A 25,509-nucleotide genomic window follows, 5' to 3' on the forward strand; every position below is an offset into this window, starting at 1 on the left:
TGAACTCTCTGTTAAATTTCATGGGCTAGGCTCGCCGAAATTGGAATGCAGAAGGCGAGTTCGATGAGCAGTGCAGCCCCCGGGATCATCAGGCACTTCCTGAACAGGGAAGAGTCGTTCATGTACGATCGGGAGGCGAGTTACCCGTTGGAGGATACGCGCAACGAAGCGCGGATAGAGTTCACCGAAAAGGGCATGCAGCATCTCTCCTCGCGCCGCTGCGAGATCATCAAGATCTCGAAGAGCAGCGCGCTGATCGGCATCCTGACCCAGTTCCAGCTGCCGGAGAACTTCTATCTCGACATACCGAGCGCCCGCATTCCCCTGATCGGCTGCCTTTTGAAGCGCGTCCACTCCAACAACATCATCGAGGCGCGCTTCCTGCGGCTCCTGAGTGACCGGGACCTCAACCGGATCTTCGTTTACAGCACCCATCCGAACCACCGGAACCGCACGCTCGACATCTATCGGTGACCGGTGGGCCCCAGGGCGAGCCCGGAGCCGTTCTGATTTTTTGGAATGATCATTCCCGCGCGGCATTATCCGGGATCCCGTGAGCTGGTGACGGAAGCGCTTTTCTCTCCCTCTTCCCTGTACTCGTCACGGGAATGAATGACCATCACGCACGCCCGGAAGTGATCTAATTGAAGAGCACGCTTCCGCCACGGTCGGCTGCACCGGCGATCTGCCTGAAGGGAGCGAAGAGTTCGCGGCCCATACCGAACTCGTTGTCGGACAGATCGATATGCGCCGGCACGCGCGTCTTAAGCGCGATATCCTCGACGAGCACCTCGATCTTGCCTTTGATCGCATCGATGCGGACGATGTCGCCCTCCTGGATGCGCGCGATCGGACCGCCTTCCTTCGCTTCCGGGGTCACATGGATTGCCGCCGGAACCTTGCCGGACGCGCCGGACATGCGCCCGTCGGTGAGTATTGCAACTTTCTGGCCGCGGTCCTGCAGGATCCCGAGCACCGTCGTCAGCTTGTGCAGTTCGGGCATGCCATTGGCCTTGGGGCCCTGAAAGCGCACGACAGCCACGAAATCGCCTTCGAGCTTACCCGCCTTGAAGGCGGCGTTGAGTTCACCCTGGCCGTTGAAGATCTTGGCGGGCGCCTCGATGACATGGCTTTCCGGTTTGACGGCGGAGATCTTGATGACCGCCTTGCCGATATTGCCGCTCAGCATCTTGAGGCCGCCAGTGTGCTGGAACGGACGGTCGATGGTTGCGAGGACCTTCGGATCGGCGCTCACAGCCGGCGCCGGCTCGCGTTTGACGCTGCCTTTTTCGCCGAGCTTCACGTCGATGGCATAGGCACTGAGCCCCTGGCCGTAGACGGTGCGGACGTCGTCATGCAGCAAGCCTTTGCTGAGGAGCTGAGCGATCATGAAACCCATCCCGCCTGCGGCGTGGAAATGGTTCACGTCAGCCAGCCCGTTCGGATAGACGCGCGCGAGCAGCGGCACTAGGTCGGAAAGCTCCGAAATGTCCTGCCAGGTCAGCACGATGCCCGCTGCGCGAGCCATTGCGACAAGGTGCAGCGTGTGGTTCGTGGAACCGCCGGTCGCATGCAGGCCGACGACGCCGTTGACGATCGACCGCTCGTCTATCATCTCGCCGGCCGGGGTGAATTCGTTGCCCAGCGCCGTGATCGCAAGCGCCCGCTTCGTGGCTTCCTTGGTCAGCGCGTCGCGAAGCGGCGTGCCGGGATTGATGAAGGAAGCGCCGGGCAAGTGGAAGCCCATGATTTCCATCAGCATCTGATTGGAATTGGCGGTGCCGTAGAAGGTACAGGTGCCGGGGCCGTGATAGGATTTGGACTCCGCCTCCAGCAATTCGTCGCGGCCGACCTTGCCCTCGGCGAAGAGCTGCCGGATCTTGGCCTTCTCGTCGTTCGGCAGGCCTGAGGTCATCGGCCCGGCGGGAATGAAGACCGCCGGCAGATGGCCGAAGGTGAGCGCGGCGATCGCAAGCCCGGGTACGATCTTGTCGCAGACGCCGAGATAGACGGCCGCGTCGAACATGTTGTGCGACAGGCCGATGCCGGCCGCCATGGCGATGACATCGCGCGAGAAGAGCGACAGCTCCATGCCGGGCTGCCCCTGGGTGACGCCGTCGCACATGGCCGGCACACCGCCGGCGACCTGCGCGACACCGCCGGCCTCGTGCGCGGCCTCACGGATCAGCGCCGGATAGGTTTCGAACGGCTGATGCGCCGAAAGCATGTCGTTGTAGGAGGTGATGATGCCGAGATTTGCCACGCGGTCGCCCGCAAGCGCCACCTTCTCGGCGGGGGAACAGACCGCAAATCCATGCGCGAGGTTGCCGCAGCCGAGCACCGTGCGGTGCGGCCCGTTCGCTGCGGCCCCGCGTACACGGTCAATATAGGGCTCCCGGTAGGGCTTTGAGCGTTCGACGATGCGTGCGGTAATGGCGGCTATGCGGGAATCGGCGGACATGGCACATCCTCTTCCGGAGTCCTGACGACTCCTGTTTTCATCGGTCATCGGTTTCGGGCGCTACAGCGCCAGGTTGCGCCGCGGCGCTTTGCGGGCCGCCTCAAGGCGCCCAGTATATCTGCAGCGGCGATGCGGCCCGCCTGAGCATGGCCCGGATCGGCATCTCTGCCTCCGCGCCGGGGGCCTCTGCCTGAGCAAGCACCTCTTTCTTGCTGCCTTCGATATGCAGCACCAGATAGCCGGCATCCTGCAAGCTGGAGAAAGTGAAGGTGAGACGGGGTTCGCCGGCGCCTTCCGCTTCCATGGTGATCACGCCGCGCGGGGTCGCCGGGTCGAGTGCTTCACCAAGGCGCGATCCTCCGGGAAAGAACGAGGCCGTGTGGCCGTCCGTTCCCATTCCAAGCACCACGACATCGAGAGGTGCGCCGAGATCAGCCGTTTTCTGGCTCGCGATTGCCGCAGCCGCTGGCACAGTCTCTGCCGCGTAGTAGAGCGGAACGAAACGCGCCTCCGCAGCCCTGTGCTTGAGCAGGTTGTCGGCAACCAGACGATGATTGGAGCGCTCGTTCTCCGGCGGCACGAAGCGCTCATCGACGAGGGTGACCGTCACTTTCGGCCAATCGATTTCGCGACGGGAAAGCGACTGGAAAAACGCCTTTGGCGTCGAGCCCCCCGACACCGCGAGGCTCGCAGTACCTCTCGCCGCGATTGCAGCGGCAAGCCTTGCGCCGACGTCGTCCGCGAGGGCCTCCGCCACTGCGGACGCGTTTTCGAATATGTGCATGTTCGCGCTCATGATCGGCCCTAGATCGCATCGTTCCAGGTACGGCCGTCGCGCTCGATCAGCGCGATCGACTGGCTCGGCCCCCAGGTTCCGGCCGTATAGCCTTGCACCTGCTGCCCGGTCATTTCCCAGGCCTTGAGGATCGGGTCGATCCACTGCCAGGCGGCTTCCACCTCGTCGCGCCGCACGAACAGGGTCTGGTTGTTGCGGATCACGTCGAGCAGCAGGCGCTCATAGGCGTCGGCATTGCGCACGGCGAAGGCCTCCGCGAAGCTCATGTCGAGCGGAACGTTCCTCAGCCGCATGCCGCCCGGCCCCGGGTCCTTGATCATGAGGGACTGCTTGACGCCCTCATTCGGCTGCAGGCGGATCATCAGCTGGTTGGCCGAAATGCGTCCGGCGCTCTGGTCGAAGATCGAGTGCGGAATCTGTTTGAAGGTGATGACGATCTCCGACATGCGGCCGGCCATTCGCTTTCCGGTGCGCAGATAGAAAGGCACGCCCGCCCAGCGCCAATTGCTGATCTCGGCTTTGATCGCGACGAAGGTTTCCGTGTTGGAAACGCCTCCCTCGAGCTCTTCGAGATAGCCCTTGACCGGGCCGCCGGATGATGCGCCCGCACGATACTGGCCGCGGACCGTCACCTGTTCCGCATTGGACGCGGTGATCGGTTTCAGCGCGCGAAGCACCTTGAGCTTCTCGTCGCGCACGGCCTCCGCGTCCATCGAGGTCGGCGCCTCCATGGCCACGAAACAGAGGAGCTGGAGAATATGGTTCTGCACCATGTCTCGCAGTGCGCCCGCCTTGTCATAGTAGCCGGCCCGATTTTCGAGCCCGACGGATTCGGAAACGGTGATCTGTATGTGATCGATATGGGCGGAATTCCACAAGGGTTCATAAAGCGCATTGGCAAAACGGAGCGCCATAAGGTTTTGCACCGTTTCCTTGCCGAGATAGTGATCGATGCGGAAAATCTGCTCTTCACGAAAGACCTTGCCGATCGTGTCGTTGAGCTCCGTCGCGGAGGCGAGGTCGCGGCCGATAGGCTTCTCGACGACGATGCGCGTGTTCCTGGTGATCAGCTTGTGATCGCGTATTTTCTCGGAAATGTCGCCGAAGATCGCCGGCCCTACAGCGAGGTAAAAGGCGCGGGTGCGCTCCTTGCCTTCGTCCAGAAGCTTCTTCAGATCGTCCCATCCCTGCTCGGACTTGGCGTCGACGGACACGTAGAAGAGCCGCGCGGTGAATTTTTCGACTTCCGCCTCGTTGAACTCCCCGGATTTCAGATGTTCCTTCAGGGCGTCGGCCGCGAAGTTGCGGTATTCTTCGTGGGAGAGGCTTGCGCGCGAGGCGCCGATGATCCGCGTCGGCTCCGAAAACTGGCCTTCCATCTGACGGTGGTAAAGCGCCGGCAGCAGCTTGCGCTCCGCTAGATCGCCGGTGCCCCCGAACACCACATAGTCAAACGGTTCGACGGGAATGATCTGGCTGCTCATAGGAAATCTCGATCTCGTTGAGGTCTGGCTGATATAATCTAATCGATTTAAAATGGCTAGGGTGCGCCGCAACAAAATGGGTGAGTGCCGCGCTTTCCGACGCACCGTCGCTGATATCGTCGTCGATCAGGCGCCGGAATTATGCAACAATTCAAGGCTTTGCGCGACCGTCCGAAAATAGGGGCCAGTCGTTTCAGCTTATCCGCTACATTCTGTCGCGCAATGCGTACCAGGTGAGAGCGAGGAACAGAAGAGCCGAGCGGAACCGCGTCCCTCCGGGAAAGGCCGGAATTTTGAGCTCTTTCAGCAGATCGAGCTCCGTGGCTTTACCAAGCGCGAGATCGGCATAGAGCTTGCCGCAGTAGTTGGCGAGCATGACGCCATGGCCGGAATATCCCCCGATCGAGGTGATGCCCGGCATGACGTCGCGGCAGAAGGGTTGGCGCGGCATGGTGATGCCGACCGAGCCTCCCCAGGCGTGCGTGACCTCGATGTCCGCAAGCGCCGGATAGATTTCGCATATCTGACGGCGGATATGCGCAGAGATGTCGCGCGGATTGTCGGCCGTGTAGGCCTCGCGCCCGCCGAAGAGCAGCCGCCCGTCCTTCGATTTGCGGAAATAGCGCACGACGAAGCGCGAGTCGTCGACCGATTCGCCGCCGGGCAGAACTTCGGGATGGTCGGCCAGCACCGACGTCGCGCCGATGAAGGAACGGATCGGCATGACATGGGCCGCGGTAACCGGCTCGAGATTGCCGATATAGGCATTGCAGGCGATCAGCGCCCGATCGGCCGTTATCGTGCCGCTCGTCGTCTCTATGACGACCAGGCCGCCCTTCTTCTCGATCCTCAGCGCCTTCGTCTGCTCGTAGAGATTGGCGCCCGCTCGCGCTGCCTGTCGCGTGAGCCCCACGACCAGCTTCATGGGGTGGATGTGCCCGGTCCCGACATCCCGGATGCCGAAGTGGTAATGGCTGGAGCCGAGCCGGCTTACGGTTTCCTCACGATCCATGAAGGAAAGGTGCGGATAGCCGAATCGCTCCGTCATCGCCTCGACATGGTCGCGATAGTCCCGTTCGAGGCTTTTCTTGTGACTGACCGAGAGTTGGCCCGGCATGAATTCGATATCGATCGCATGCTCTTCGGCAAAGCCCAGGACATAGCGCTTGGCGTTTTCGGCCATGTCGAAGAGCCGCTGGGCCCGTTCGCGGCCGAGCATCTCCTCCGCTTCCTCCGCCCAGAGACGCTGACCGGTGCCGAACTGCCCGCCATTGCGCCCCGAGGCGCCGTCGCCGAAGCGGCAGGAGTCTATCAGCGTGACGTCCGTCCCGCTCCGGGCGAGGTTATAAGCCGCCTGCAGACCGGTATAGCCACCGCCGATAATGGCGACATCGGCCCTGCGGGAGCCGGGCATGACCGGAAAGGCAGGCCTCTCCGGGATAGTGGCCTCATACCAGGAATATCCGGGCGAGATCGGGCTTTGCCAGCTCATGGAACCGTCTTCCGGGTCAGACATTCAGGAGCAGGAACTCGCGTTCCCACGGGCTGATGACCTGCATGAACGTTTCGAACTCGCCGCGTTTGACGCCGGCATAGATGGCGATGAACTCGGCGCTGAAGACTTCCGTCAGCGCCGGCGCCGATTCGAGCAGCGAGACTGCCTCGAGCAGCCCTCGCGGCAACTCGATCGCACCTTCGTTTGCCGTGTGCTCCGACGGCGGCGTCGGCAGCAGGCCCTCGACGATGCCGAGATAGCCGCATCCGAGCGAGGCGGCCAGCGCAAGATAGGGGTTCGCGTCGGAGCTCGGAAGACGGTTCTCGATCCGTCTGGCGACCGGATCGGAAACGGGGATACGAAACGCCGTCGTCCTGTTGTCGTAGCCCCAGGCGGTGTTGACCGGCGCGGACATGTCCGGTGTCAAGCGCCGGTAGGAATTCACATAGGGTGCCATCATCGACAAGGTCCGTGGCACATAGTGCTGCATGCCGCCGATGAAGAAAAAGAACTCCTGGGACGGTGAGCCGTCAGGATTGGAAAAAATATTACGGCCGGTTTCGATGTCGATCACCGACTGGTGGATGTGCATGGCGGAGCCCGGCTGGCCCTGCATGGGCTTGGCCATGAACGTCGCATAAATTCCATGCTTCAATGCCGCTTCGCGGATCGTGCGCTTGAACAGGAAGACCTGGTCGGCAAGCTCGACCGGATCGCCGTGCCTGAGATTGATCTCGAGTTGAGCCGGGCCCTCCTCGTGGATCAGCGTGTCGATCTCCAGACCCTGCTTTTCGGAGAAATGGTAGATGTCGTCGATAAGCTCGTCGAACTCGTTGATGCCGGCAATCGAATAACCCTGGCCGCCGAGGATGGACCGGCCGGACCGGCCCTTCGGCGGCCGCAGCGGGTAGTCGGGGTCGTCGTTCTGGGCGACGAGATAGAATTCGATCTCCGGTGCGACCACCGGTTTCCAGCCCTTCTGCCGATATAGCTCGATAACACGCTTGAGCACGTTGCGTGGAGTGTAGCTGATCTGCTCGCCCTGCGAGCCGACGATATCACAGATGACCTGTGCAGTCGGGTCGGTCTCCCAGGGAACGATCGAAAGGGTTGAGAGATCAGGAACGAGCTTGATGTCGCTGTCGCGGGCGTCGTAACGGAACTGGCCGGTTTCCTCGGGATACTCGCCGGAGATCGTGTGGCGGTAGATCGCCGATGGCAAGGCGAGCGAGGTATTGGATGTGAACTTGGACGTCGGCATCATCTTGCCGCGCGCAACGCCCGCAAGGTCCGGGGTGATGCATTCGATATCTTCGATACCACGGATCTTTAGCCAGTCGACGGCTTCGGTCCAGGTCTTCACGCCACGGGCGGAATGAAGGGCGGGGGGGATTTTCGAACTTTTGCTGACCTTTGCTGTCTCTTGGGCAACACTTCTCTTGGAAGACATAAATCACCGGGGTTGGCTTCGGATGCCGCAATCATAACCGCAGTTTGGCAATTAGCTAGACACAGGCGATTGACTTTCGCCATGGTCGCCGGGAAGGAGGAGGCGAAGACAGGAGGAAGGCTGCGTGGCGGAAAAGCAGGACGTGGTGATCATCGGGGCGGGTGCCGCCGGCATGATGTGCGCCATCGAGGCAGGCAAGCGGGGGCGCCGCGTGCTCGTACTCGACCATGCCAAGGCACCCGGTGAGAAGATCCGCATTTCCGGCGGCGGCCGCTGCAATTTCACGAACATAGATGCGAGCCCGAGAAACTTTCTCTCCGGCAACCCGCATTTTTGCAAGTCGGCGCTTGCCCGCTACCGGCCGCAGGACTTTGTCGCGCTCGTCGAGCGCCATGGCATAAGCTGGCACGAGAAAACGCTCGGGCAACTCTTCTGCGATCATTCGGCCAAGGACATCATCCGCATGCTGACGGCGGAGATGAGCGAGGCGGGTGTGCAGTTGGCGCTCGAGACAGCGATTTCGGCGGTCGAGAGGATTGCCTCCGGCTTCCGTATCACCACGAGTGCCGGGAGCGTCGACGCCGCGTCGCTGGTCCTGGCGAGCGGCGGCAAGTCCATCCCGAAGATGGGAGCGACGGGTTTTGCCTACCGCATCGCGGAGCAGTTCGATATGCCGCTCGTCGAAACCCGACCCGCGCTGGTTCCCCTCACGCTCGATCAGGCGCAGCTTGCGAAGCTCGGCGGGCTTGCCGGTGTTGCGGCAGATGCCGAGGCCCGGTTCGGGAAGGAGGCCTTCCGCGAAGCTGTTCTCATTACCCATCGCGGCCTGAGCGGACCGGCAATCCTGCAGATTTCATCCTACTGGCGCGAAGGCGAGGAGATCGTGCTTCGGCTCATGCCGGACATCGATATCGCTTCGATCCTCAAGGGAATGCGCCGGACGAATGGCCGGCAGGCAGCCCAGACGGCTCTTGCCGACATCCTGCCGCGCCGGCTCGCGCAATTCTTCGCCGATGAAGCAAAGGTGACGGGGCGCATGCTTGCCGATCTCTCCGACAAGGCGATCGACGCGCTTTCCAACTCCATTCAGGCCTGGGCGATCAAACCGGCGGGATCGGAAGGGTACCGCACCGCCGAGGTCACGCTTGGCGGCGTCGATACGCGCGCGCTCGACTCCCGCAGCATGCAGACAAGGGAAGTTCCCGGCCTTTACTTCATCGGCGAGTGTGTCGATGTGACCGGTTGGCTCGGTGGGTACAATTTTCAATGGGCGTGGTCGTCGGGCTTCGTCGCCGGTCAAGACGTGTAACCGTCCGGCAAAATTGGTGATTTGCATATTCAGCCATTCTTAAGGGAAATAACGAAAGCATGGATTCATGGCGCTACCTCCGCAAAGGCTGTGGTAGTCAACAAATGGCAACCACATTGTTTCCATTTCGAGGACTTTCTTCAGCCGCACGATGGATGCACCATAATCCGCGAAGGCAAGGGCTAACCGGTCTTTGCCAGCAACTCGAAGTGCTACAGCGAGCTCTACGCGTCGAGGACGTTAGATGCTGTAGCGGCAAGGACAAGAGGCCATGAACCAGCAACGCCGCCGTCCCCGTGCAATAGCCATCGCCCGTGCAGACAAGAGCAGCCGGCAGAACGAAATGGCGGCTTACCTCGCCACGCTCGTGCTGTGTGCATTGACGGCGATTGCTCTCTTTTCCTCGCTTTGAGGCGTCGCTTCCGACCGAGCACGTCGGCGCGCCGGGCGCAATCCCGTTTATGGAATTCTTAATCGTTTGAAATGATTATGACGGGCAATTGAGCCCGCCAGGTCCGCGCCGCCGATCGGTTGCATGGGCCCGCAATGACTGCCGGCGGGCTGGCGGCGCCGCGCCGCATGACTTTCCCGAAAACATCAGCCTGTTTGCGCATCGGGTGGCGCCCGAGCACCTTGGCGCGTTCACCGGACGCGACATCGGGTGCTTCGAGCCATTGGGGGAGCGAAACGCGAGCTGGTAAGCCAAGGTGTTTCCATGTTCATCGACAGGATACTCGCGCGCTTCAAGATTCAGACGAAGGTTCTCTTCTTCATCCTTCCCTTCGTCATCAGCATTTCAGCCGTCGGCATCACCGGCCTTTATGCCACGGGCCTTTTGCAGGGCCGTATGGAGATCTCGAACAGCGTCCTGCAGACGCTGAGCGGCTTCAAGGACGTCTATGCGCAGATGAACAACTTCCTGCAGCGGACGACCGATGAAAGTCGCCGGATGCTCAAGGACGCAATCGTCACGCAAAAGGAAGTGCTGGCCGAAGCCGCGACGCAGGTCGCCGATGGAAATGGCAAGGACGAGCTCGCTGCTGCCATCGCCGAGACCAGCGACATCGAGACGCGCATCGACGGGCTGTGGACGCTCCATGAAGGCGAACAGAAGCTGCGGGCCGGGACAAGGGCCAATCTGGAGCGGCTTGCGGCCGAACAGGCGAAGATCAATGAGGAGGCGAACCGGCTGCAATACGCCGTGCGCAAGGACGAGAATGCAGCCAAGACGATGCTGCGCAACGCCGAAAAGCTCATGCGCGCCAGCCGCTTCTACGCAGAATTCGCGACGGAGGTGAGCGGGGCGGTAACGGTCGAGGAGAAGCTCAAGGTCACAGAGGCCCGATACCCGACCATTGGCCGCACGCAACGGGATATCTTCGTGCTCCTGCCGAAGGGCGAGAAATCTCTTGCCGAAACCGTCAACTCGGCTTCCGGGGCGATCGGCGCTCTCATCAAGACGCCGCCCGGCCCCGAAACGCTCGCCGGTCTTTCGAAATATGTCGACCGTTTCCGCACCGCGAGCTTTCGCCTGGAAGCAGCATCGGTCGGCAAGATGCGCGAGGCGACGCAGATTTTCAGCGAACTCGACGGGAAGATCGCCGGGACTGAATCCGTGCTGACAGCGACACGCAGGCTCACGATATCCCTGACCGATATCCAGATCGCCACCGCGGCCTTTCTCGGAGTGACGGACGAGGAAAATCGCAAGAAGCTCCTCGACAAATTCCTCGCAGTCCAGTCCAACCTGACAACCTTGCGCGGCATAGCCAGCGGCATGACCTTCTTCGATCAGACCGAGGGCGTCCTCCTGCCGATCATCGACGGGATGAAGAAAGACGGCCTGGCGCTCGTCGAGACAACCGCGAAGCGAACTGCGGAATTCGAGGCTGCGGGAGCGGCGATCAACAAGATCTGGAGCGATCTCACCGGTTTTGCCGAGCAGCAGAAGGTCGTCGCCGGTGCCGAGCGGGAGGAGGCGGATCAGATTTCCCTGGGGGCGACCATTGCCGGCGTCGTCATTGCCCTTCTCGCGGGAATTGCGCTTACGATTACGCTCAAGAAACCCATTGGACAGATAACGGCTGCCATGCGGCGCCTCGCGGATGGTGCGCTCGATACTTCGATCGATGGCGGCATGCGCCGCGACGAGATCGGCGACATGGCGCGTGCCCTCGGCGTCTTCAAGGAAAATGCACTCTCCAAGGTGCGCATCGAGGTGGAGAGTGCCCAGGAACGTGCTCGCGCGGATGCCGAGCGCAACCGCAACGACGCAGAGAAGCGCGAACTCGACAGGCAGATCGACCTTGCCGTCAATGAACTCGCCGCCGGTCTGGGGCGCCTGGCACAGGGCGACCTGTCGCGGCAGATCGAAGTGCCCTTCAAAGGCCGGCTCGAACAATTGCGGCTGGATTTCAATGGTTCGCTCGTTCGCCTTCAGGATACGCTGGCGCAGATCCGTGCCAATGCCCAGTCTATCCAGAAAAGCGGCGCCAGCATGCACCGGTCCGCCGACGCGCTGTCGAAGCGGACCGAGGCTCAGGCCGCTTCGCTGGAGGAGACGGCGGCGGCGGTCGACCAGATCACCGTCACGGTGCGTTCTTCGGCGGAAAGGGCGCACGAGGCGAACCAGGCGGTGATCGAGACCAAGCGGAGCGCCGACAGCTCGGCAACGGTCGTCACCAACGCCGTTGCTGCTATGGGACGCATCGAGGATGCCTCGCGGCAGATTGAACAGATCATCGAGGTGATCGACGACATTGCCTTTCAGACCAATCTTCTGGCGCTCAACGCAGGCATCGAAGCGGCTCGCGCCGGGGAAGCGGGCAAGGGCTTTGCCGTGGTGGCGCAGGAAGTGCGCGAACTCGCGCAGCGCTCGGCCGGGGCGGCGCGCGAAATCAAGGGGCTGATCGAGAAATCGACGAAAGAGGTGAGCTCCGGCTCACGCCTCGTCAACGAAACGGGCGCCGTGCTCGCCTCGATCAGCGCCGAGATCGTCACCGTAAGCCGGCATGTGGAGATGATTGCCACGGCGAGCCGCGACCAGGCGATAGCCCTGAACGAAGTCAATGGTTCGGTCAACCAGATGGACCAGATGACCCAGCAGAACGCCTCGATGGTCGAGGAAGCGACTGCCACCAGCCTGGCGCTCGCGAACCAGGCAGATAGCTTGATGACGCTGGTCGAACAGTTCCGTCTCGAGCCGGTGGTTGCAGCCGATCACGCTTATCGGGCGGCATAGCCGAATTCAAACGCCGCAGACTGGGCCGCGCATCCCCGGATGCGCGGCCCTTTCATTTGACGGCGCTTCCGCAGGAAGCCGCAAGATTGCCGGCGCAACCATCATGCGTCTTCGCCGGTCGCCGCTTGCGGAGCATTGCCGCAATGAAGCGCCTCGCGAAGCCCGGCCGGCGGCTCGGCGGCCGGGGCTCGAACGGTTCGTCCCATCGGCGGTTTCTGGAAGCCATATCGAACAGCAATGCCATTGCCATCATGTCCATGGTGATGCTCCTTCATGTTCGGGCATCCCCTTTTTTATGCATCCGAGATTGATTTACATACAGCCAATTACCTCATATGTTTTTCAGCTATGAAAAACCCGGATTGGGATATTTACCGCTGCTTCGTCACGGTAGCGCGTAGCGGCGGCCTGACCGGGGCGGCGCAGGCGACGGGTCTTAGTCCGGCCACGGTCGGCCGCCGCATGCTGGAGCTGGAGGAGCGCATGGGGCGCTCGCTCTTCATCCGCAGCCAAACCGGCTATGTGCTGACCGGCGACGGCCGCTTCCTCTTCGAGCAGTTGCAGGAGATGGAGGCGGCGGCCCGCAAGGTCGAAAGCTGGCAGAAAGAGGGGGAGGGGGCGACGGTCGTCCGCATCGCGGCCGGCACCTGGGTCTCCTGGCTGATTGCCGAGAACTTCCCGGCGATCTGCACGGAACGGGACGCATTCGGCATTTCGCTGACGATCGGCGAGACGCGCGCCAATCTCGCCTATCGCGAAAGCGATATCGGCATTCGCGCCTTCGAGCCTGAAGAGACCTATCTCGCCGCGCGGCCGGTCGGCGAAGTCGCCTATGCCGCCTACCGGCAGAAGAACGCGCCAGGCGGAGAGGAGCGCTGGGTTGCAATCGACGAAGAGGACGCGATATCGGCCTATCTGAGATGGCCGCATGAGCACGCTGCGGGGCGCATCGTCGCGGCCGTCACCCGTCCTCGCTCGCTTCTGGATCTCGCGCGATCCGGCGCCGGGCGGGCGGTGCTCCCCTGTTTCGTCGGTGATCTCGATCCGTTGCTCGAACGGGTGGGGGATGAGATAGAGCCGCTCAGGCACCGGCAGTGGATCGTCATGAACAACGAGGATCGCCACAGGCGGGATATCCGTACCGTGGTCGACCGCATGACACGCCTCCTGCGCAGCCACACGGATCTATTCGCCGGCAAGCGGCCGCGGCGCAATTCGGTTTGAGCCTCCAACCGGGCTGCGGGCCGAAAGCCGCACGCGTTCCTCATGCCGCTTCAGGCCGGCCGATCCTTGTCTCATCTGCTTCGGTCTCGTGCGGCGCGGGCTTCGCGGGCCGACAGCTTCGGCCTGTTCGATTCGTTGCAGCAGACGGCGCAAAGCATGAGCACCGCGATTGTCCACGCGATCCCCGCCATCAGTGCCGTCCCTGAGTGACGATGACGGGGATCAGCAGGTCGCCCCAGTTGCCGTCTCCGCCGTGATGGCGTGCCGAACGGACCAGTTCGACGGAGACGCCCGCATCGACGGCTTTCATCACCGCCTGGTTGAGGCGATGCAGGTCATTGGCGACCATGCGGATTGCGGCCTGTTGCTCTGGTGTCATGGCCGACGATTGTTCCTCGGCCCGTTCCTTGACGCGTGTCTGTACAGTCATCTGAGTGCTCCTTTGGGCGATGGTCGCGGGGGCTTCGTTGATACCCGCTTCAGTTTCGAGGTCTGGTTCGGGACGCGCGGCGGGGCAGGGGGGCCGCGCGTCCCGCCCGTTCATTCTGCCGCCGGGCGGAACTGGTCGTGCTCGGTGGATTCCTTCATGGCGGTGGTCGAGGACTGTCCGCCCGTGATCGCAACCGACACGGCGTCGAAATAGCCTGTGCCGACTTCGCGCTGGTGCTTAGTCGCCGTATAGCCGTTGGCCTCTGCCGCGAATTCGGCTTCCTGAAGTTCCGAATAGGCCGCCATCTGACGGTCCTTGTAGCCCCGAGCCAGCTCGAACATGCCGTAGTTCAGCTGGTGGAAGCCGGCGAGCGTGATGAACTGGAACTTGTAGCCCATCGCGCCGAGCTCTCGCTGGAACTTCGCTATGGTCGCGTCGTCGAGATTCTTCTTCCAGTTGAAGGATGGCGAGCAGTTATAGGCGAGCAGCTTGCCCGGATACGCCTTGTGAACACCCTCTGCAAATTTCCGCGCCTGCTCAAGATCCGGCTTGGAGGTTTCACACCAGATAAGGTCGCAATGCGGTGCATAGGCAATTGCGCGGGCGATACAGGGTTCAATACCGTTCCTCACCTGATAGAAGCCTTCCACCGTACGGCCGGCATCGATATCGACGAAGGGGCGGTCCCGCTCGTCGATATCGGAGGTGAGCAGCTTCGCCGCCTCCGCGTCGGTGCGGGCGATGACGAGCGTCGGAGTTCCCATGACATCGGCGGCAAGCCGCGCGGCGTTCAGGTTGCGGATGTGGGCCGCAGTAGGGATCAGCACCTTGCCCCCGAGATGCCCGCACTTCTTTTCGGATGCGAGCTGATCTTCGTAGTGGACGCCAGCGGCGCCTGCCTCGATGAAGGCCTTCATGATCTCGAAGGCGTTGAGCGGGCCACCGAAGCCTGCTTCCGCATCGGCGACGATGGGTGCGAACCAGGTGTCGACGGAGAGACCCTTGCCTTCCGCGGTCTCGATCTGATCGGCGCGCTGAAGTGTGCGATTGATGCGCTTGGCGAGTTCCGGGGCAGCATTGGCGGGATAGAGCGACTGATCCGGATACATGGCGGAAGCGGTGTTCGCGTCGGCCGCGACCTGCCAGCCGGAGAGATAGATCGCCTTCAACCCCGCGCGTACCATCTGCATCGCCTGGTTGCCCGAGAGCGCTCCGAGCGCGTTGACGAAGTCTTCCTCGTGAATGAGCTTCCACAAGCGGTTCGCACCCATTTCGGCAAGCGAATAACGGATCTCCACCGAACCCCTGAGCCGCTTCACGTCCTCCGCGGAATAGGGCCGCTCGATTCCATCGAAGCGTCCTTCCGGCGCGTTTGGAACGAGCTTGTAAAAATCAGTCATACTTGCCTCCTCGTAAAATCTGCAACTTCTTCGACTTGCGTCTCGCGACAATTGCAGCCGCGAGATCATGTGACAGTTTTTACATTGCGGTGCACGAAGGCGCTATGGAATTCCCGTTTTCGGCTGAGGAAAACGGGTTACCTTGTCTTGCCTTTGACAGTACTGGGAAGTAAAATTGTAAAAGATGTCAAAGCCGAATGCTCGCAGAATATGTAAAAGGAATTACAATGGCGGAGAACAAGATCTTTGCCGGGCCGCGTGTCAGACGAATTCGCAACGGCCTTCAGCTGACGCAGACGGCCATGGCCGAGGCGCTTGGCATCTCTCCTTCCTATCTGAACCTGATCGAGCGCAACCAGCGGCCGCTGACGGTACAGCTGCTTTTGAAGCTGGCCTCCGTTTACAGGATCGACCTCGAAGAACTTCAGGGTGAGGCGGGCAGCGGCCTTGCCGAGCTGCGCGAGGTCTTCGCCGATCCGCTGCTTGCCGGCGAACTGCCGGGCGACCAGGAGCTGGTGGAAGTCGCCGAAGCTGCGCCGAACGTTTCCGGGGGCATCGTCAAACTGCACCGCGCCTATCGCGAACAGGCCGCGCGTCTGAGGGATCTCGCCGCTCTGCTGGCGGATCAGGGGCACATGGCGGCACTTGCCGACACACGACTGCCGATGGACGAAGTCCGAGAGGCCTTCGAGGCGCGTCCCAACCACTTCGGCCGAATCGAGGAGGCGGCGGAGGCTCTGCACGAAAGCCTTTCGCCTGGCGACGATCTTTCAGGGTCAATGAAGGCGTGGCTCAGGAAAGAGCACGGGCTCGCAGTGCGAACGCTGCCGGTGCATGTCATGCCCACATTGCGCCGCCGATTCGACCGCCATTCCATGCGCCTCTTCATTTCCGAACGCCTGTCTCCCTTCGACCAGCTGCGCGAGATCGCGATCGAAGTGGCTTCGATCGCGATCCACGAGGCGATTGCCGCCGAGCTCGAGCAGTTCCGCTTCTCCACCGCGGAGGCACGGCGCATCGGCCGTTTCGAGCTCGCGCGCTATGCCGCTCACGCGCTGATGATGCCCTATGCGGCGTTTCTTGCCGCGGCGCAGCGGGCGAAATACGATGTCGGCGTACTTGCGGCACGTTTCCAGGTCTCGTTCGAGCAGGCCGCAAACCGCTTGACGATGCTGCAACGGCCAGGGTCCGGTGGGGTCCCGTTCTTTCTCATGGAGGTCGATAGCGCCGGCAACAGGCTGCGTCGCGCGGGAGCGCAGGCCTTCCCCCATGCCCGCTTCGGTGGCGCCTGTCCCAAGCTCAATGTCCAGGCAGCCTTCGCCGTGCCGGGTCAGCTTCTCGCCGAGCGCGTCCAGATGCCCGAGGGCGCCGAATTCCTCGTCATTGCCCGGACTGTCGACGGACCGCAGGCCGGCTTCCACGAGCGCGTACGACGCACGGCGATCCTCATAGGCTGCGAGGCTGCCTTCGCGAATGAAACGGTCTATGGAGCCGCCGCAGGCCTGCCTGCGATCGCAGTCGGCCCGGCTTGCCGCCTCTGCGAGCGGCAGGGCTGTCTGGCGCGCGCCGAACCGCCGATCACACGGCCGCTCGGCCTTGACGAAATGGCAACGGGGTTGAGCGTCTTCGACTTTCAGTAAGCAGGTCCGGAAGCGGATAATGAAAGTGCGCGCGTTTTCCGCCGGCATCCCTCTCTAGCTCCTTGAGCTTATCGAGAAAGATGCCTAACCTCGACACCGGCGCGATCACAGGCGGGGCATAGCGGCACCGGAAGGATTGCTGTCCAGAGCCGATAAATAAGAGGGGAGTTGTATGTCCAAACTCATCGTCGCAACCCTGACTGCCGCGGTGCTTGCGGGATCGACCATGCTTGCCTCCGCGCAGGAGCGGGTTGTCAACGTTTACAACTGGTCGGACTATATCGACGACAGCATCCTTGCGGATTTCACCAAGGAGACTGGTATCAAGGTCGTCTATGACGTCTTCGACTCCAACGAGATTCTGGAAACCAAGCTGCTCGCCGGCGGTTCCGGCTACGACGTCGTCGTCCCGACCGCTTATTTCCTACAGCGCCAGATTGCCGCCGGGGTGTTCCAAAAGCTCGACAAGTCGAAACTGCCGAACCTCTCCAACATGTGGGACATGGTCATGGAACGTACCGCCCAGTACGATCCGGGCAACGAGTATGCCGTCGACTACATGTGGGGGACGACTGGGATCGGCTATAATGTCGACAAGATGAAGGAAATTCTCGGCACCGACGAGAAGCCGAACTGGGATGTCATTTTCGACCCGGAGATATCGGCGAAGTTCAAGGACTGCGGCATTCATCTGCTCGACTCGCCGACGGACATCATGCCCTCGGCGCTGGCCTATCTGGGGCTCAATCCCGACAGCCATGAACAGGCGGATCTCGAAAAGGCAGCCGACCTGCTGATGAAGGTCCGGCCGAATATCCGCAAGTTCCATTCCTCGGAATATATCAACGCGCTTGCCAATGGTGACATCTGCCTCGCCGTCGGCTTCTCCGGCGACATCTTTCAGGCGCGCGACAGAGCGGCCGAGGCGAATGCCGGTGTGACGGTCGACTACTCGATACCGGAACAGGGTGCCCAGATGTGGTTCGACATGCTGGCGATCCCCGCTGATGCGCCGCATGTCGCCGAAGCGCATGAATTCATCAACTACATGATGAAGCCTGAAGTCATCGCCAAGGCGTCGAACTACGTGTTCTACGCCAACGGCAACAAGGCTTCCCAGCAATTCCTCGACAAGGAAGTGCTCGAAGACACTGCGATCTATCCGTCCGATGCCGTAATGGAGAAACTCTTCACCACGACGCCTTTCGAGGCCAAGGAACAGAGGGTTTTGACCCGGCTCTGGACCAGGATCGTCACTGGTCAATAAAGAGCGGAGACGAATTGCCCGGACCGTAAGATCCGGGCAATTTTCTTGGAGCAGGATGGTACAGACGAGAAGCGTCATCCTGCCCGCTTCCGCTCCGACTCTTGACGCGTGGGCCGGCTGAACGCGCCTGCGGCTGTGGCATTCGAGGATAGATGATGAAGTCTCTCGGCAGTATCCGGCGTTCTTTCGCACCATGGGCGGACCCCGCCTCCAAACCATTCATTTCCTTCAAGAACGTTACCAAGAAATTCGGTGACTTCACCGCCGTAGACGATCTCTCGCTGAATATCTACACGCGCGAATTCTTCGCCCTGCTCGGTGCTTCGGGCTGCGGCAAATCCACCCTCCTGCGCATGCTGGCGGGTTTCGAGCAGCCGACATCAGGCGAAATCATTCTCGACGGACAGAGCCTCACAGGCATCCCGCCCTACCGGCGTCCGGTCAATATGATGTTCCAGTCCTATGCGCTGTTCCCGCACATGACGGTCGAAAACAACGTCGCCTTCGGCCTGAAGCAGGACCGAATGCCGAAGGCTGATATCGCCGAACGCGTCGCGCAGATGCTGAAGCTCGTCAAGCTCGAGAAGTTCGCCAAGCGCAAGCCGCACCAGCTTTCCGGCGGCCAGCGCCAACGCGTCGCCCTTGCCCGTTCGCTGGCCAAGCGACCGAAGGTATTGTTGCTCGACGAGCCGCTCGGTGCACTCGACAAGAAACTGCGCGAAGAAACGCAGTTCGAACTGATGGATCTGCAGCAGGAACTCGGCCTGACCTTCGTCGTCGTCACCCATGATCAGGAAGAGGCTATGACCATGGCTGACCGTATCGCCGTCATGAGCCACGGCAAGGTCGTCCAGGTGGCGACGCCCGCTGAAATCTACGAAGCGCCAAATTCGCGTTTCGTTGCCGATTTCATCGGCGATGTGAACATATTCGACGGGTCGGTGACCTCGGCCGGAGACGGTTATGTCGTCATCGAGACGACAGGCGCAATTTCGGTGCGGATGGCATCGGCGGAGAAGCCGGCGAAGGGCGCCAGGGCCGCGGTGGCCATACGGCCCGAGAAGATCAGACTAAGCCGCCAGGCGCCTGCGCATGCGCCGACCAATGCTGCCGAAGGCGAGATATGGGACATAGGCTATCTCGGCGACATGACGGTTTTTCACATCCGGCTGAAGGACGGCAAGGTCATCAAGGCATCGTCGCTGAACGCCGTGCGGGCGGTCGAGGATCCTCTTGGCTATGACCAGCAGGTCTGGGTCTCCTTCGGTGAAGATGCAGGCGTCGTATTGAAGGATTGAAGCCATGGCGAAACTTGCCTCAGCCTTTGTCAGCCGCCTGGTCATCATCATTCCTTATGCCTGGCTGCTGTTCTTCTTCCTGATCCCCTTCTTCATCGTCTTCCGCATTTCGCTGTCGCAGACGGCCGTGGCGATGCCGCCCTACATGCCGGTCTTCGACCTGGCGGGCGGCCTTTCCGGTATTGCGCAGAAGCTGCGGGAATTCTCTCTCGACAATTACGTATGGCTGACGGAGGACGCGCTCTATTTCAACGCTTACGTGTCCAGTGTCGTTATCGCCGCGATCTCGACCTTTCTGACGCTCCTGATTGGATATCCGATTGCCTACGGCATGGCGAAGGCGCCGCGCTCGTTGCGGCCCACGCTGCTGATGATGGTGATCCTGCCGTTCTGGACGAGCTTTCTGATCCGCGTCTATGCCTGGATCGCCATCCTGAAACCGGAGGGCCTGCTCAATCAGTTTTTATCGACCCTCGGCCTGATCGATCAGCCGCTGATTATTCTCAATACCAACTGGGCGATCTATATCGGCATCGTCTATTCCTATCTCCCCTTCATGGTGCTGCCGATCTACTCGGCTCTGGAGAAGATGGACCTTTCGCTGACGGAGGCTGCGCAGGATCTCGGCTGCACGCCGGCCGCCGCGTTCTGGCGCGTGACCTTTCCCCTGTCCCTGCCCGGCGTCGTCGCGGGCTGCCTGCTCGTATTCATTCCCGCCGTCGGCGAATTCGTCATTCCCGATCTCCTCGGCGGTTCGGAGACGCTGATGATCGGCAAGACTTTGTGGAGCGAGTTCAACTCCAACCGCGATTGGCCCGTATCGTCGGCAGTGGCGATCATCCTGCTGATGATCCTGGTGATACCGATCGTATATTTCCAGAACATCCAGGCCAAAGCCGACGGCGAGGGAAGGTGAGACATGGAAAAGTGGTCACGATTCAATATCGCCTCCGTCGTTCTCGGCTTCGGCTTTCTCTATCTGCCGATCGTGCTCCTGGTGATCTTCTCCTTCAACGAGTCGAAGCTGGTAACGGTCTGGGCGGGGTTTTCCACCAAGTGGTACGGCCAGCTCTGGCAGAATCAAAGCCTTCTGGACGCGGCATGGGTCACGATCCGGGTCGCACTCCTTTCGGCAACCTGCGCGACCGTGCTGGGAACGATGGCCGCGCTCGCGCTGGTGCGCTACACCCGCTTCCGCGGGCGCGTTCTCTTTTCCGGCATGGTCTATGCGCCCCTGGTGATGCCGGAAGTGATAACCGGACTCTCGCTGCTTCTTCTCTTCGTGGCGATCGGGTTTGACCGTGGCTTCTGGACGATCACGCTCGCCCACATCACCTTCACCATGTGTTTCGTCGCGGTCGTCGTGCAGTCGCGTCTTCTGAGCTTCGATCAGTCGATCGAGGAGGCCGCGCTCGATCTCGGCGCGACGCCGGTCAGGACCTTCTTCGCGATCACCCTGCCGGTGATCGCCCCGGCGGTCTTTTCCGGCTGGATACTCGCTTTCACGCTGTCGCTGGACGACCTGGTGATCGCAAGCTTCACGACCGGGCCCGGCGCGACGACGCTGCCGATGAAGATCTACAGCCAGGTCCGCCTCGGCGTGACGCCGGAAATTAACGCAATCTGCACGATCCTGATCGGGGTCGTTGCCCTGGGCGTGATCGTCGCATCCATCGTTACGAGGCGTCGCGAAGCCCAGCGGGAGAAGGATGAGCGGGCCGCCTTCGCGGCCATCGGGTGAGTTGTCAGTTCGGGCCAAGGAGGACTGAAAGCGGCGAGATCACCGCATTCGGCCAGGAGCCGCCGATGAAGAACTGCAGTGGTTCGTCGTCGTCTGCCGGGCTCGCGAGTGTTCCCGCCAGGGCAAGACTGCCGCTTCGATAGGGGACGACGCCGGTCACGGAAATAGTGCCGGCAGGCCCGGTGAAAGCGGCCCGGTCCAGCCGCGCCGTGCCGCCGCCGAAGCTCGCCTCGATGTCTGCCGTCCGGAAGTCGAGCGTGCCGTCGCTTGCCTGCGACAGCGAGAAGAATTCACCCTTGCGCACGAGATCGGTGAAGGCGCGAACGTCGAAACCGGCGAGGCTGCCATCGGTGAGGGAATAATCGAGACGACCGAAGACGTCGGTGATTCCCGTCTCCCAGAGCGGCCGGCCGGTCGCAAGATCGATGCTGAGTACGCCGCGGCCTGTCGGAAGCGGCCCCTTCAGGCCGAACCGGTCGAGAACGGCGGCGAAGTCGGCGTTTTTGAGGCTCGCCTGCAGCTTGCCGCCTTGTTCCAGCCCTTTCTCCGACAGCACGGCTCGGCCGCTCAGCCTGCCGTTCGCATAGGTGCTGTCTCCGATATCGAGCGAGACCCGACGGCCGTCGATCATCACCCCGGCGGCAACATCGGTCAGATGCAACGGCCCGGCCAGGACCTCCTGCGACGACAGCCGCACATCCAGACGCCAACCCCCGACGACGGCTTGCACCATCTGCGATACACGGTCGTCTTCCTGTGCTGGCTTCAGCGCCGCCAGGGGCAGGCCGTTGAGATCGATGCGGTCGAAGGCGAGCGTCCCTTCCACGCGCGGCCTTTTGCCGGATCCCAATTGCACATCCAGAACACCCGTCGCCGCGGCGCCGCCAATGGCCAGCTGGAGGTCCTCCAGTTTCAACGCCGTCTCACTCGTATCCACCTTTGTGTCGATACTGAATCCGCCTGCGGGCAATCCGGCGTCCGGCACGTTGCGGTACCACGCGGCGAGCCTCGCCAGCGAGGGTGCGGACATCTGCAGATGACCGGAAGCGAAAAGCTGCGGCGGGAGATTTCCGGTACCCTCGAAGGAAAACGTCAGCGGAGCGGAAGTCAGCGATGTCTTGAGTGCGGCGTTGCGTCCGGCGAAGAGGGCGAGCGGCTCTTCGCACACGAAGGCCCAACCGATCTGTTCGCCGCCGATCGTCGCGGAGAATTGCGTGCTCAGCCGCCCTCCGAAGGAAGGCCATTTGAGCGTGCCGGAAATCCCCGCAATGTCGATGCCCCCGCCATTGGCGGCCATGCGGTCGATAATGCGGACGCGGCCGTTCTCGATCGTGATGTCGCCGACGGGTGCCTCATCCTGCGGTATGGTGGTATCCGGGGGCACGAGCCAGCGCGGCTTTTGCCAGTTTACCGTTCCGTCCGCTCCGCGCTCGAGCGTGATGACCGGTTCGACAAGCGTGACCTCCTCAAGAGCCTGCTCGCCGCGAAGTGCCGAGAGCACGCTGAAGGAAGCGGTGATACGGCCGATCTCCGCGAGCGGGCGCTGTTCGGGCCCGGAGGTCACGATCGTCGCCATCGGGAGCGTCAACAGAGGTTCCGGCCAGAATCGGACTTCAGGTTCTCCGCTGATCGTGCTTTTTCCACCCGACCAGTCGTCAAGCATCCGCTCCATGGCCGCGCGCGCCTCGGTCGTCGAAACCAGGAGCGGCAACGCAGCATTGTAGGCGGCGGCGAGCGCGACGCCTATGGCGGCCGACCAGACGAGGTGGCGCGGGCGAAGCCGAGATCTGAGGCCCGAATCGCGCAATATGTGGAGCATCTTCCTCGTCATTCAGGTCGGACTTGCCATCGCTTCGGGTGAGCCGTCTGGATAGGGCTTCGGCTTGCATAAAGCAAATGGCGCCGAGATGGAATGTCGCCGCAGCGACGATGCCGAGCCGCATCCTCGCTGTTTGTTTCGCGCTGCAGCATGATATAGAAAGGCCAAAGAGTGGAGGAGAACATGCAAGCAGATCTGCCTTTGTGGGTGCCGGACAGGGAGATTCTCGAACATAGCCCGATGGCTGAGTTCATCGCCTGGTGCGGGACGCGCTTCAAAGCGAGCTTCGCCGATTATGACGCCTTTCATGACTGGTCGGTGAGTGAGCGCGGACACTTCTGGACCGCCGTATGGGAGCATTGCAAGGTCATAGGTGAGCCCGGGGAGAGGGCACTCGTCGATGGCGAGCGAATGCTCGACGCCCGTTTCTTCCCGGATGCGAGGCTCAACTTTGCCGAAAATCTGCTGCGCAAGACGGGCAGCGGTGCCGCCCTGATCTTCCGCGGCGAGGACAAGGTGAGCTATCAGTTGAGTTGGGCCGAATTGCGCGCCCTGGTATCGCGCCTGCAACAGGCGCTGAAGGCGCAAGGGATCGGCGTCGGGGATCGCGTTGCCGCGATGATGCCGAATATGCCGGAAACAATTGCCCTCATGCTGGCGACCGCTTCCGTAGGCGCCATATGGTCGTCCTGCTCGCCCGATTTCGGCGAGCAGGGCGTTCTCGATCGCTTCGGCCAGATAGCGCCCAAGCTCTTCATCGCATGCGACGGTTATTGGTATAACGGCAAGCGGCAGGATGTGGACGCGAAGGTGCGCGCCGTGGCCAAGGCGCTCGGCGTCCCGACCGTCATCGTTCCCTATGCCGGCGACAGTGCCGCACTCGCGCCTACCGTGGAGCGCGGGTTGACGCTTGCCGATTTCATCGCCGATTTCGCCGCAGAACCGCTCGAATTCGAGCGACTGCCATTCAATCAGCCGCTCTATATTCTGTTCTCCTCCGGCACCACCGGCGTGCCGAAATGCATCGTCCATTCGGCCGGCGGAACGCTGCTGCAGCACCTTAAGGAGCACCGTTTCCACTGTGGCCTGAGGGAAGGGGAGCGGCTGTTCTACTTCACCACCTGCGGCTGGATGATGTGGAACTGGCTGGCTTCGGGTCTGGCTGTGGGCGCAACGCTCTGCCTCTATGACGGCTCGCCTTTCTACCCGGACGGCAACGTGCTCTTCGATTTTGCCGCCGCTGAGCGCTTCGCCGTGTTCGGAACGTCGGCGAAATATATCGATGCGGTGCGAAAGGGCGGCCTCACCCCGTCGAAGACGCACGATTTGTCGCCCCTGCGGCTCATGACCTCCACCGGCTCGCCGCTCTCGCCCGAAGGCTTTTCCTTCGTCTACGAGGGCATCAGGTCCGATGTCCAGCTCGCGTCGATTTCCGGCGGGACCGACATCGTCTCCTGCTTCGTGCTCGGCAATCCCATGAAGCCCGTATGGCGCGGAGAGATCCAGGGCTCCGGCCTTGGCCTCGCCGTCGACGTCTGGAACGACGAAGGCAGACCCGTGCGCGGCGAAAAGGGCGAACTCGTCTGCACCAGGGCATTTCCGTCCATGCCCGTCATGTTCTGGAACGATCCCGACGGAGCGAAATATCGAGCCGCCTATTTCGACCGCTTCGACAATATCTGGTGCCATGGCGATTTTGCCGAATGGACCCCGCATGGCGGCATCGTCATCCATGGCCGCTCCGACGCAACACTGAATCCCGGGGGCGTGCGCATCGGCACGGCGGAGATCTACAATCAGGTCGAGCAGATGGAAGAAGTGGCAGAGGCGCTCTGCATCGGCCAGGACTGGGAGGATGACGTCCGCGTCGTCCTTTTCGTGCGGCTGGCGCAAGGCGCCGAACTCACAGAGCAACTGTCCAGGGAAATCAAAAACCGGATTCGATCCGGCGCCTCGCCGCGGCACGTACCGGCGAAGATCATCGCTGTCGCCGACATCCCGCGCACCAAGTCCGGCAAGATCGTCGAACTGGCGGTCCGCGACGTCGTGCACGGGCGCCCCGTGAAGAACAAGGAAGCGCTGGCGAACCCAGAGGCTCTCGACCTCTTCGCCGGGCTGGAGGCGCTGAAGAGCTGATCGACACCGTGCTGGGCGCCAATCCGCTCAGCAGGGTGTCGCTCCCGAAGGGGGAGCCGTCTTTTCTTCGCTGCTCGGGAGCCATATTTATATATATATCCCGAGTTGCATATCCCGAAACACATGAGTCAACGATGACCAGTCCGACCGGTTACACCGGGGCCGAGTTGGAACGCGCCGGTACACCCTGCGGTCCCCACGACATGATCGTCGTCACCGACAACGTTAAGGAATTCGTCCGGATGTCCGGCGTCCGGGTAGAGAACTGGCTGTAAGCAGCACCGCGGACCACAGCCGTTACGCAATTTCCTGAAGCGC

At 61.8% G+C, this 25,509-nt stretch carries 21 protein-coding genes; 12 read left to right on the plus strand and 9 right to left on the minus strand.

Translation table 11 applies throughout. The features are described 5' to 3' along the window. Positions 1-63 precede the first annotated feature (63 nt). On the plus strand, positions 64-474 hold the full coding sequence (locus tag FB009_RS21420) for a hypothetical protein (protein ID WP_024311138.1): 411 nt from the start codon (positions 64-66) through the stop codon (positions 472-474). A 166-nt stretch (positions 475-640) separates the two neighbouring features. Here the strand turns inward: FB009_RS21420 and edd are convergent, their stop codons facing one another. The 5 genes from edd to FB009_RS21445 all read right to left on the minus strand — a co-directional run bounded on the left by edd (position 641) and on the right by FB009_RS21445 (position 7,686). Further along, positions 641-2,461 carry a phosphogluconate dehydratase gene (edd, locus tag FB009_RS21425; protein ID WP_011974507.1) on the minus strand — a complete coding sequence of 607 codons (1,821 nt, stop codon included), beginning with the start codon at positions 2,459-2,461 and terminating at the stop codon, positions 641-643. Between the two features lie 100 nt (positions 2,462-2,561). Beyond that, on the minus strand, positions 2,562-3,257 hold the full coding sequence (gene pgl / locus FB009_RS21430) for a 6-phosphogluconolactonase (RefSeq protein WP_102045696.1): 696 nt from the start codon (positions 3,255-3,257) through the stop codon (positions 2,562-2,564). An 8-nt stretch (positions 3,258-3,265) separates the two neighbouring features. Continuing rightward, positions 3,266-4,741 (minus strand): glucose-6-phosphate dehydrogenase, encoded by a 1,476-nt coding sequence (zwf, locus tag FB009_RS21435; RefSeq protein WP_011974509.1) that lies wholly within the window; start codon positions 4,739-4,741, stop codon positions 3,266-3,268. 205 nt (positions 4,742-4,946) lie between these two features. Further along, the gene (locus FB009_RS21440) at positions 4,947-6,233 is read right to left on the minus strand and encodes an NAD(P)/FAD-dependent oxidoreductase (protein WP_024311139.1); all 1,287 of its coding nucleotides are present in this window, start codon (positions 6,231-6,233) and stop codon (positions 4,947-4,949) included. Positions 6,234-6,249: 16 nt separating this feature from the next. After that, a complete protein-coding gene (locus FB009_RS21445) occupies positions 6,250-7,686 on the minus strand; it encodes a glutamine synthetase family protein (protein ID WP_011974511.1) in 1,437 nt (478 codons plus the stop codon). 124 nt (positions 7,687-7,810) lie between these two features. Here FB009_RS21445 and FB009_RS21450 point away from each other — a divergent pair, with 124 nt between their 5' ends. The 3 genes from FB009_RS21450 (at position 7,811) to FB009_RS21460 (ending at position 12,236) form a co-directional block, all read left to right on the plus strand. Then, positions 7,811-8,995, plus strand: a complete 1,185-nt coding sequence (locus tag FB009_RS21450; RefSeq protein ID WP_011974512.1) for a BaiN/RdsA family NAD(P)/FAD-dependent oxidoreductase — start codon at positions 7,811-7,813, stop codon at positions 8,993-8,995. A gap of 271 nt (positions 8,996-9,266) precedes the next feature. Further along, the gene (locus tag FB009_RS21455; RefSeq protein ID WP_011974513.1) at positions 9,267-9,407 is read left to right on the plus strand and encodes a hypothetical protein; all 141 of its coding nucleotides are present in this window, start codon (positions 9,267-9,269) and stop codon (positions 9,405-9,407) included. A gap of 303 nt (positions 9,408-9,710) precedes the next feature. Beyond that, positions 9,711-12,236, plus strand: a complete 2,526-nt coding sequence (locus tag FB009_RS21460; RefSeq protein WP_011974514.1) for a methyl-accepting chemotaxis protein — start codon at positions 9,711-9,713, stop codon at positions 12,234-12,236. A gap of 52 nt (positions 12,237-12,288) precedes the next feature. Here FB009_RS21460 and FB009_RS21465 read toward each other — a convergent pair whose 3' ends face one another. Beyond that, positions 12,289-12,495: a hypothetical protein gene (locus FB009_RS21465; RefSeq protein WP_018010534.1), complete on the minus strand. Its 207-nt coding sequence runs from the start codon at positions 12,493-12,495 to the stop codon at positions 12,289-12,291. Positions 12,496-12,584: 89 nt separating this feature from the next. Here FB009_RS21465 and FB009_RS21470 point away from each other — a divergent pair, with 89 nt between their 5' ends. Next, the gene (locus FB009_RS21470) at positions 12,585-13,460 is read left to right on the plus strand and encodes a LysR family transcriptional regulator (protein ID WP_011974515.1); all 876 of its coding nucleotides are present in this window, start codon (positions 12,585-12,587) and stop codon (positions 13,458-13,460) included. Between the two features lie 190 nt (positions 13,461-13,650). On the opposite strand, the gene FB009_RS21475 is transcribed toward FB009_RS21470, so the two are convergent. Beyond that, complete coding sequence (locus FB009_RS21475) at positions 13,651-13,890, minus strand: SMc00767 family acetate metabolism repressor (RefSeq protein WP_003527087.1); 240 nt, start codon at positions 13,888-13,890, stop codon at positions 13,651-13,653. Between the two features lie 110 nt (positions 13,891-14,000). After that, a complete protein-coding gene (aceA, locus tag FB009_RS21480; RefSeq protein ID WP_011974516.1) occupies positions 14,001-15,290 on the minus strand; it encodes an isocitrate lyase in 1,290 nt (429 codons plus the stop codon). Positions 15,291-15,517: 227 nt separating this feature from the next. Here aceA and FB009_RS21485 point away from each other — a divergent pair, with 227 nt between their 5' ends. The 5 genes from FB009_RS21485 to FB009_RS21505 all read left to right on the plus strand — a co-directional run bounded on the left by FB009_RS21485 (position 15,518) and on the right by FB009_RS21505 (position 21,236). Then, on the plus strand, positions 15,518-16,930 hold the full coding sequence (locus FB009_RS21485) for a helix-turn-helix domain-containing protein (protein ID WP_011974517.1): 1,413 nt from the start codon (positions 15,518-15,520) through the stop codon (positions 16,928-16,930). A 172-nt stretch (positions 16,931-17,102) separates the two neighbouring features. Continuing rightward, positions 17,103-18,197 carry a polyamine ABC transporter substrate-binding protein gene (locus FB009_RS21490; protein WP_011974518.1) on the plus strand — a complete coding sequence of 365 codons (1,095 nt, stop codon included), beginning with the start codon at positions 17,103-17,105 and terminating at the stop codon, positions 18,195-18,197. Between the two features lie 155 nt (positions 18,198-18,352). Continuing rightward, complete coding sequence (locus tag FB009_RS21495; protein WP_011974519.1) at positions 18,353-19,495, plus strand: ABC transporter ATP-binding protein; 1,143 nt, start codon at positions 18,353-18,355, stop codon at positions 19,493-19,495. Positions 19,496-19,499: 4 nt separating this feature from the next. Beyond that, positions 19,500-20,411 carry an ABC transporter permease subunit gene (locus tag FB009_RS21500; protein WP_011974520.1) on the plus strand — a complete coding sequence of 304 codons (912 nt, stop codon included), beginning with the start codon at positions 19,500-19,502 and terminating at the stop codon, positions 20,409-20,411. Positions 20,412-20,414: 3 nt separating this feature from the next. Further along, on the plus strand, positions 20,415-21,236 hold the full coding sequence (locus tag FB009_RS21505; protein ID WP_011974521.1) for an ABC transporter permease: 822 nt from the start codon (positions 20,415-20,417) through the stop codon (positions 21,234-21,236). A 4-nt stretch (positions 21,237-21,240) separates the two neighbouring features. Here FB009_RS21505 and FB009_RS21510 read toward each other — a convergent pair whose 3' ends face one another. Then, positions 21,241-23,067, minus strand: a complete 1,827-nt coding sequence (locus FB009_RS21510) for an AsmA family protein (RefSeq protein ID WP_011974522.1) — start codon at positions 23,065-23,067, stop codon at positions 21,241-21,243. A 171-nt stretch (positions 23,068-23,238) separates the two neighbouring features. Here FB009_RS21510 and FB009_RS21515 point away from each other — a divergent pair, with 171 nt between their 5' ends. Both FB009_RS21515 and FB009_RS21520 read left to right on the plus strand, forming a co-directional pair. After that, positions 23,239-25,191, plus strand: a complete 1,953-nt coding sequence (locus FB009_RS21515; protein WP_127580517.1) for an acetoacetate--CoA ligase — start codon at positions 23,239-23,241, stop codon at positions 25,189-25,191. Positions 25,192-25,325: 134 nt separating this feature from the next. Next, positions 25,326-25,466, plus strand: a complete 141-nt coding sequence (locus FB009_RS21520; RefSeq protein ID WP_145161947.1) for a type II toxin-antitoxin system VapC family toxin — start codon at positions 25,326-25,328, stop codon at positions 25,464-25,466. The last annotated feature ends 43 nt before the right edge of the window (positions 25,467-25,509 follow it).

This window comes from Sinorhizobium medicae, from assembly GCF_007827695.1.
GTDB classification, from domain to species: Bacteria; Pseudomonadota; Alphaproteobacteria; order Rhizobiales; family Rhizobiaceae; genus Sinorhizobium; species Sinorhizobium medicae.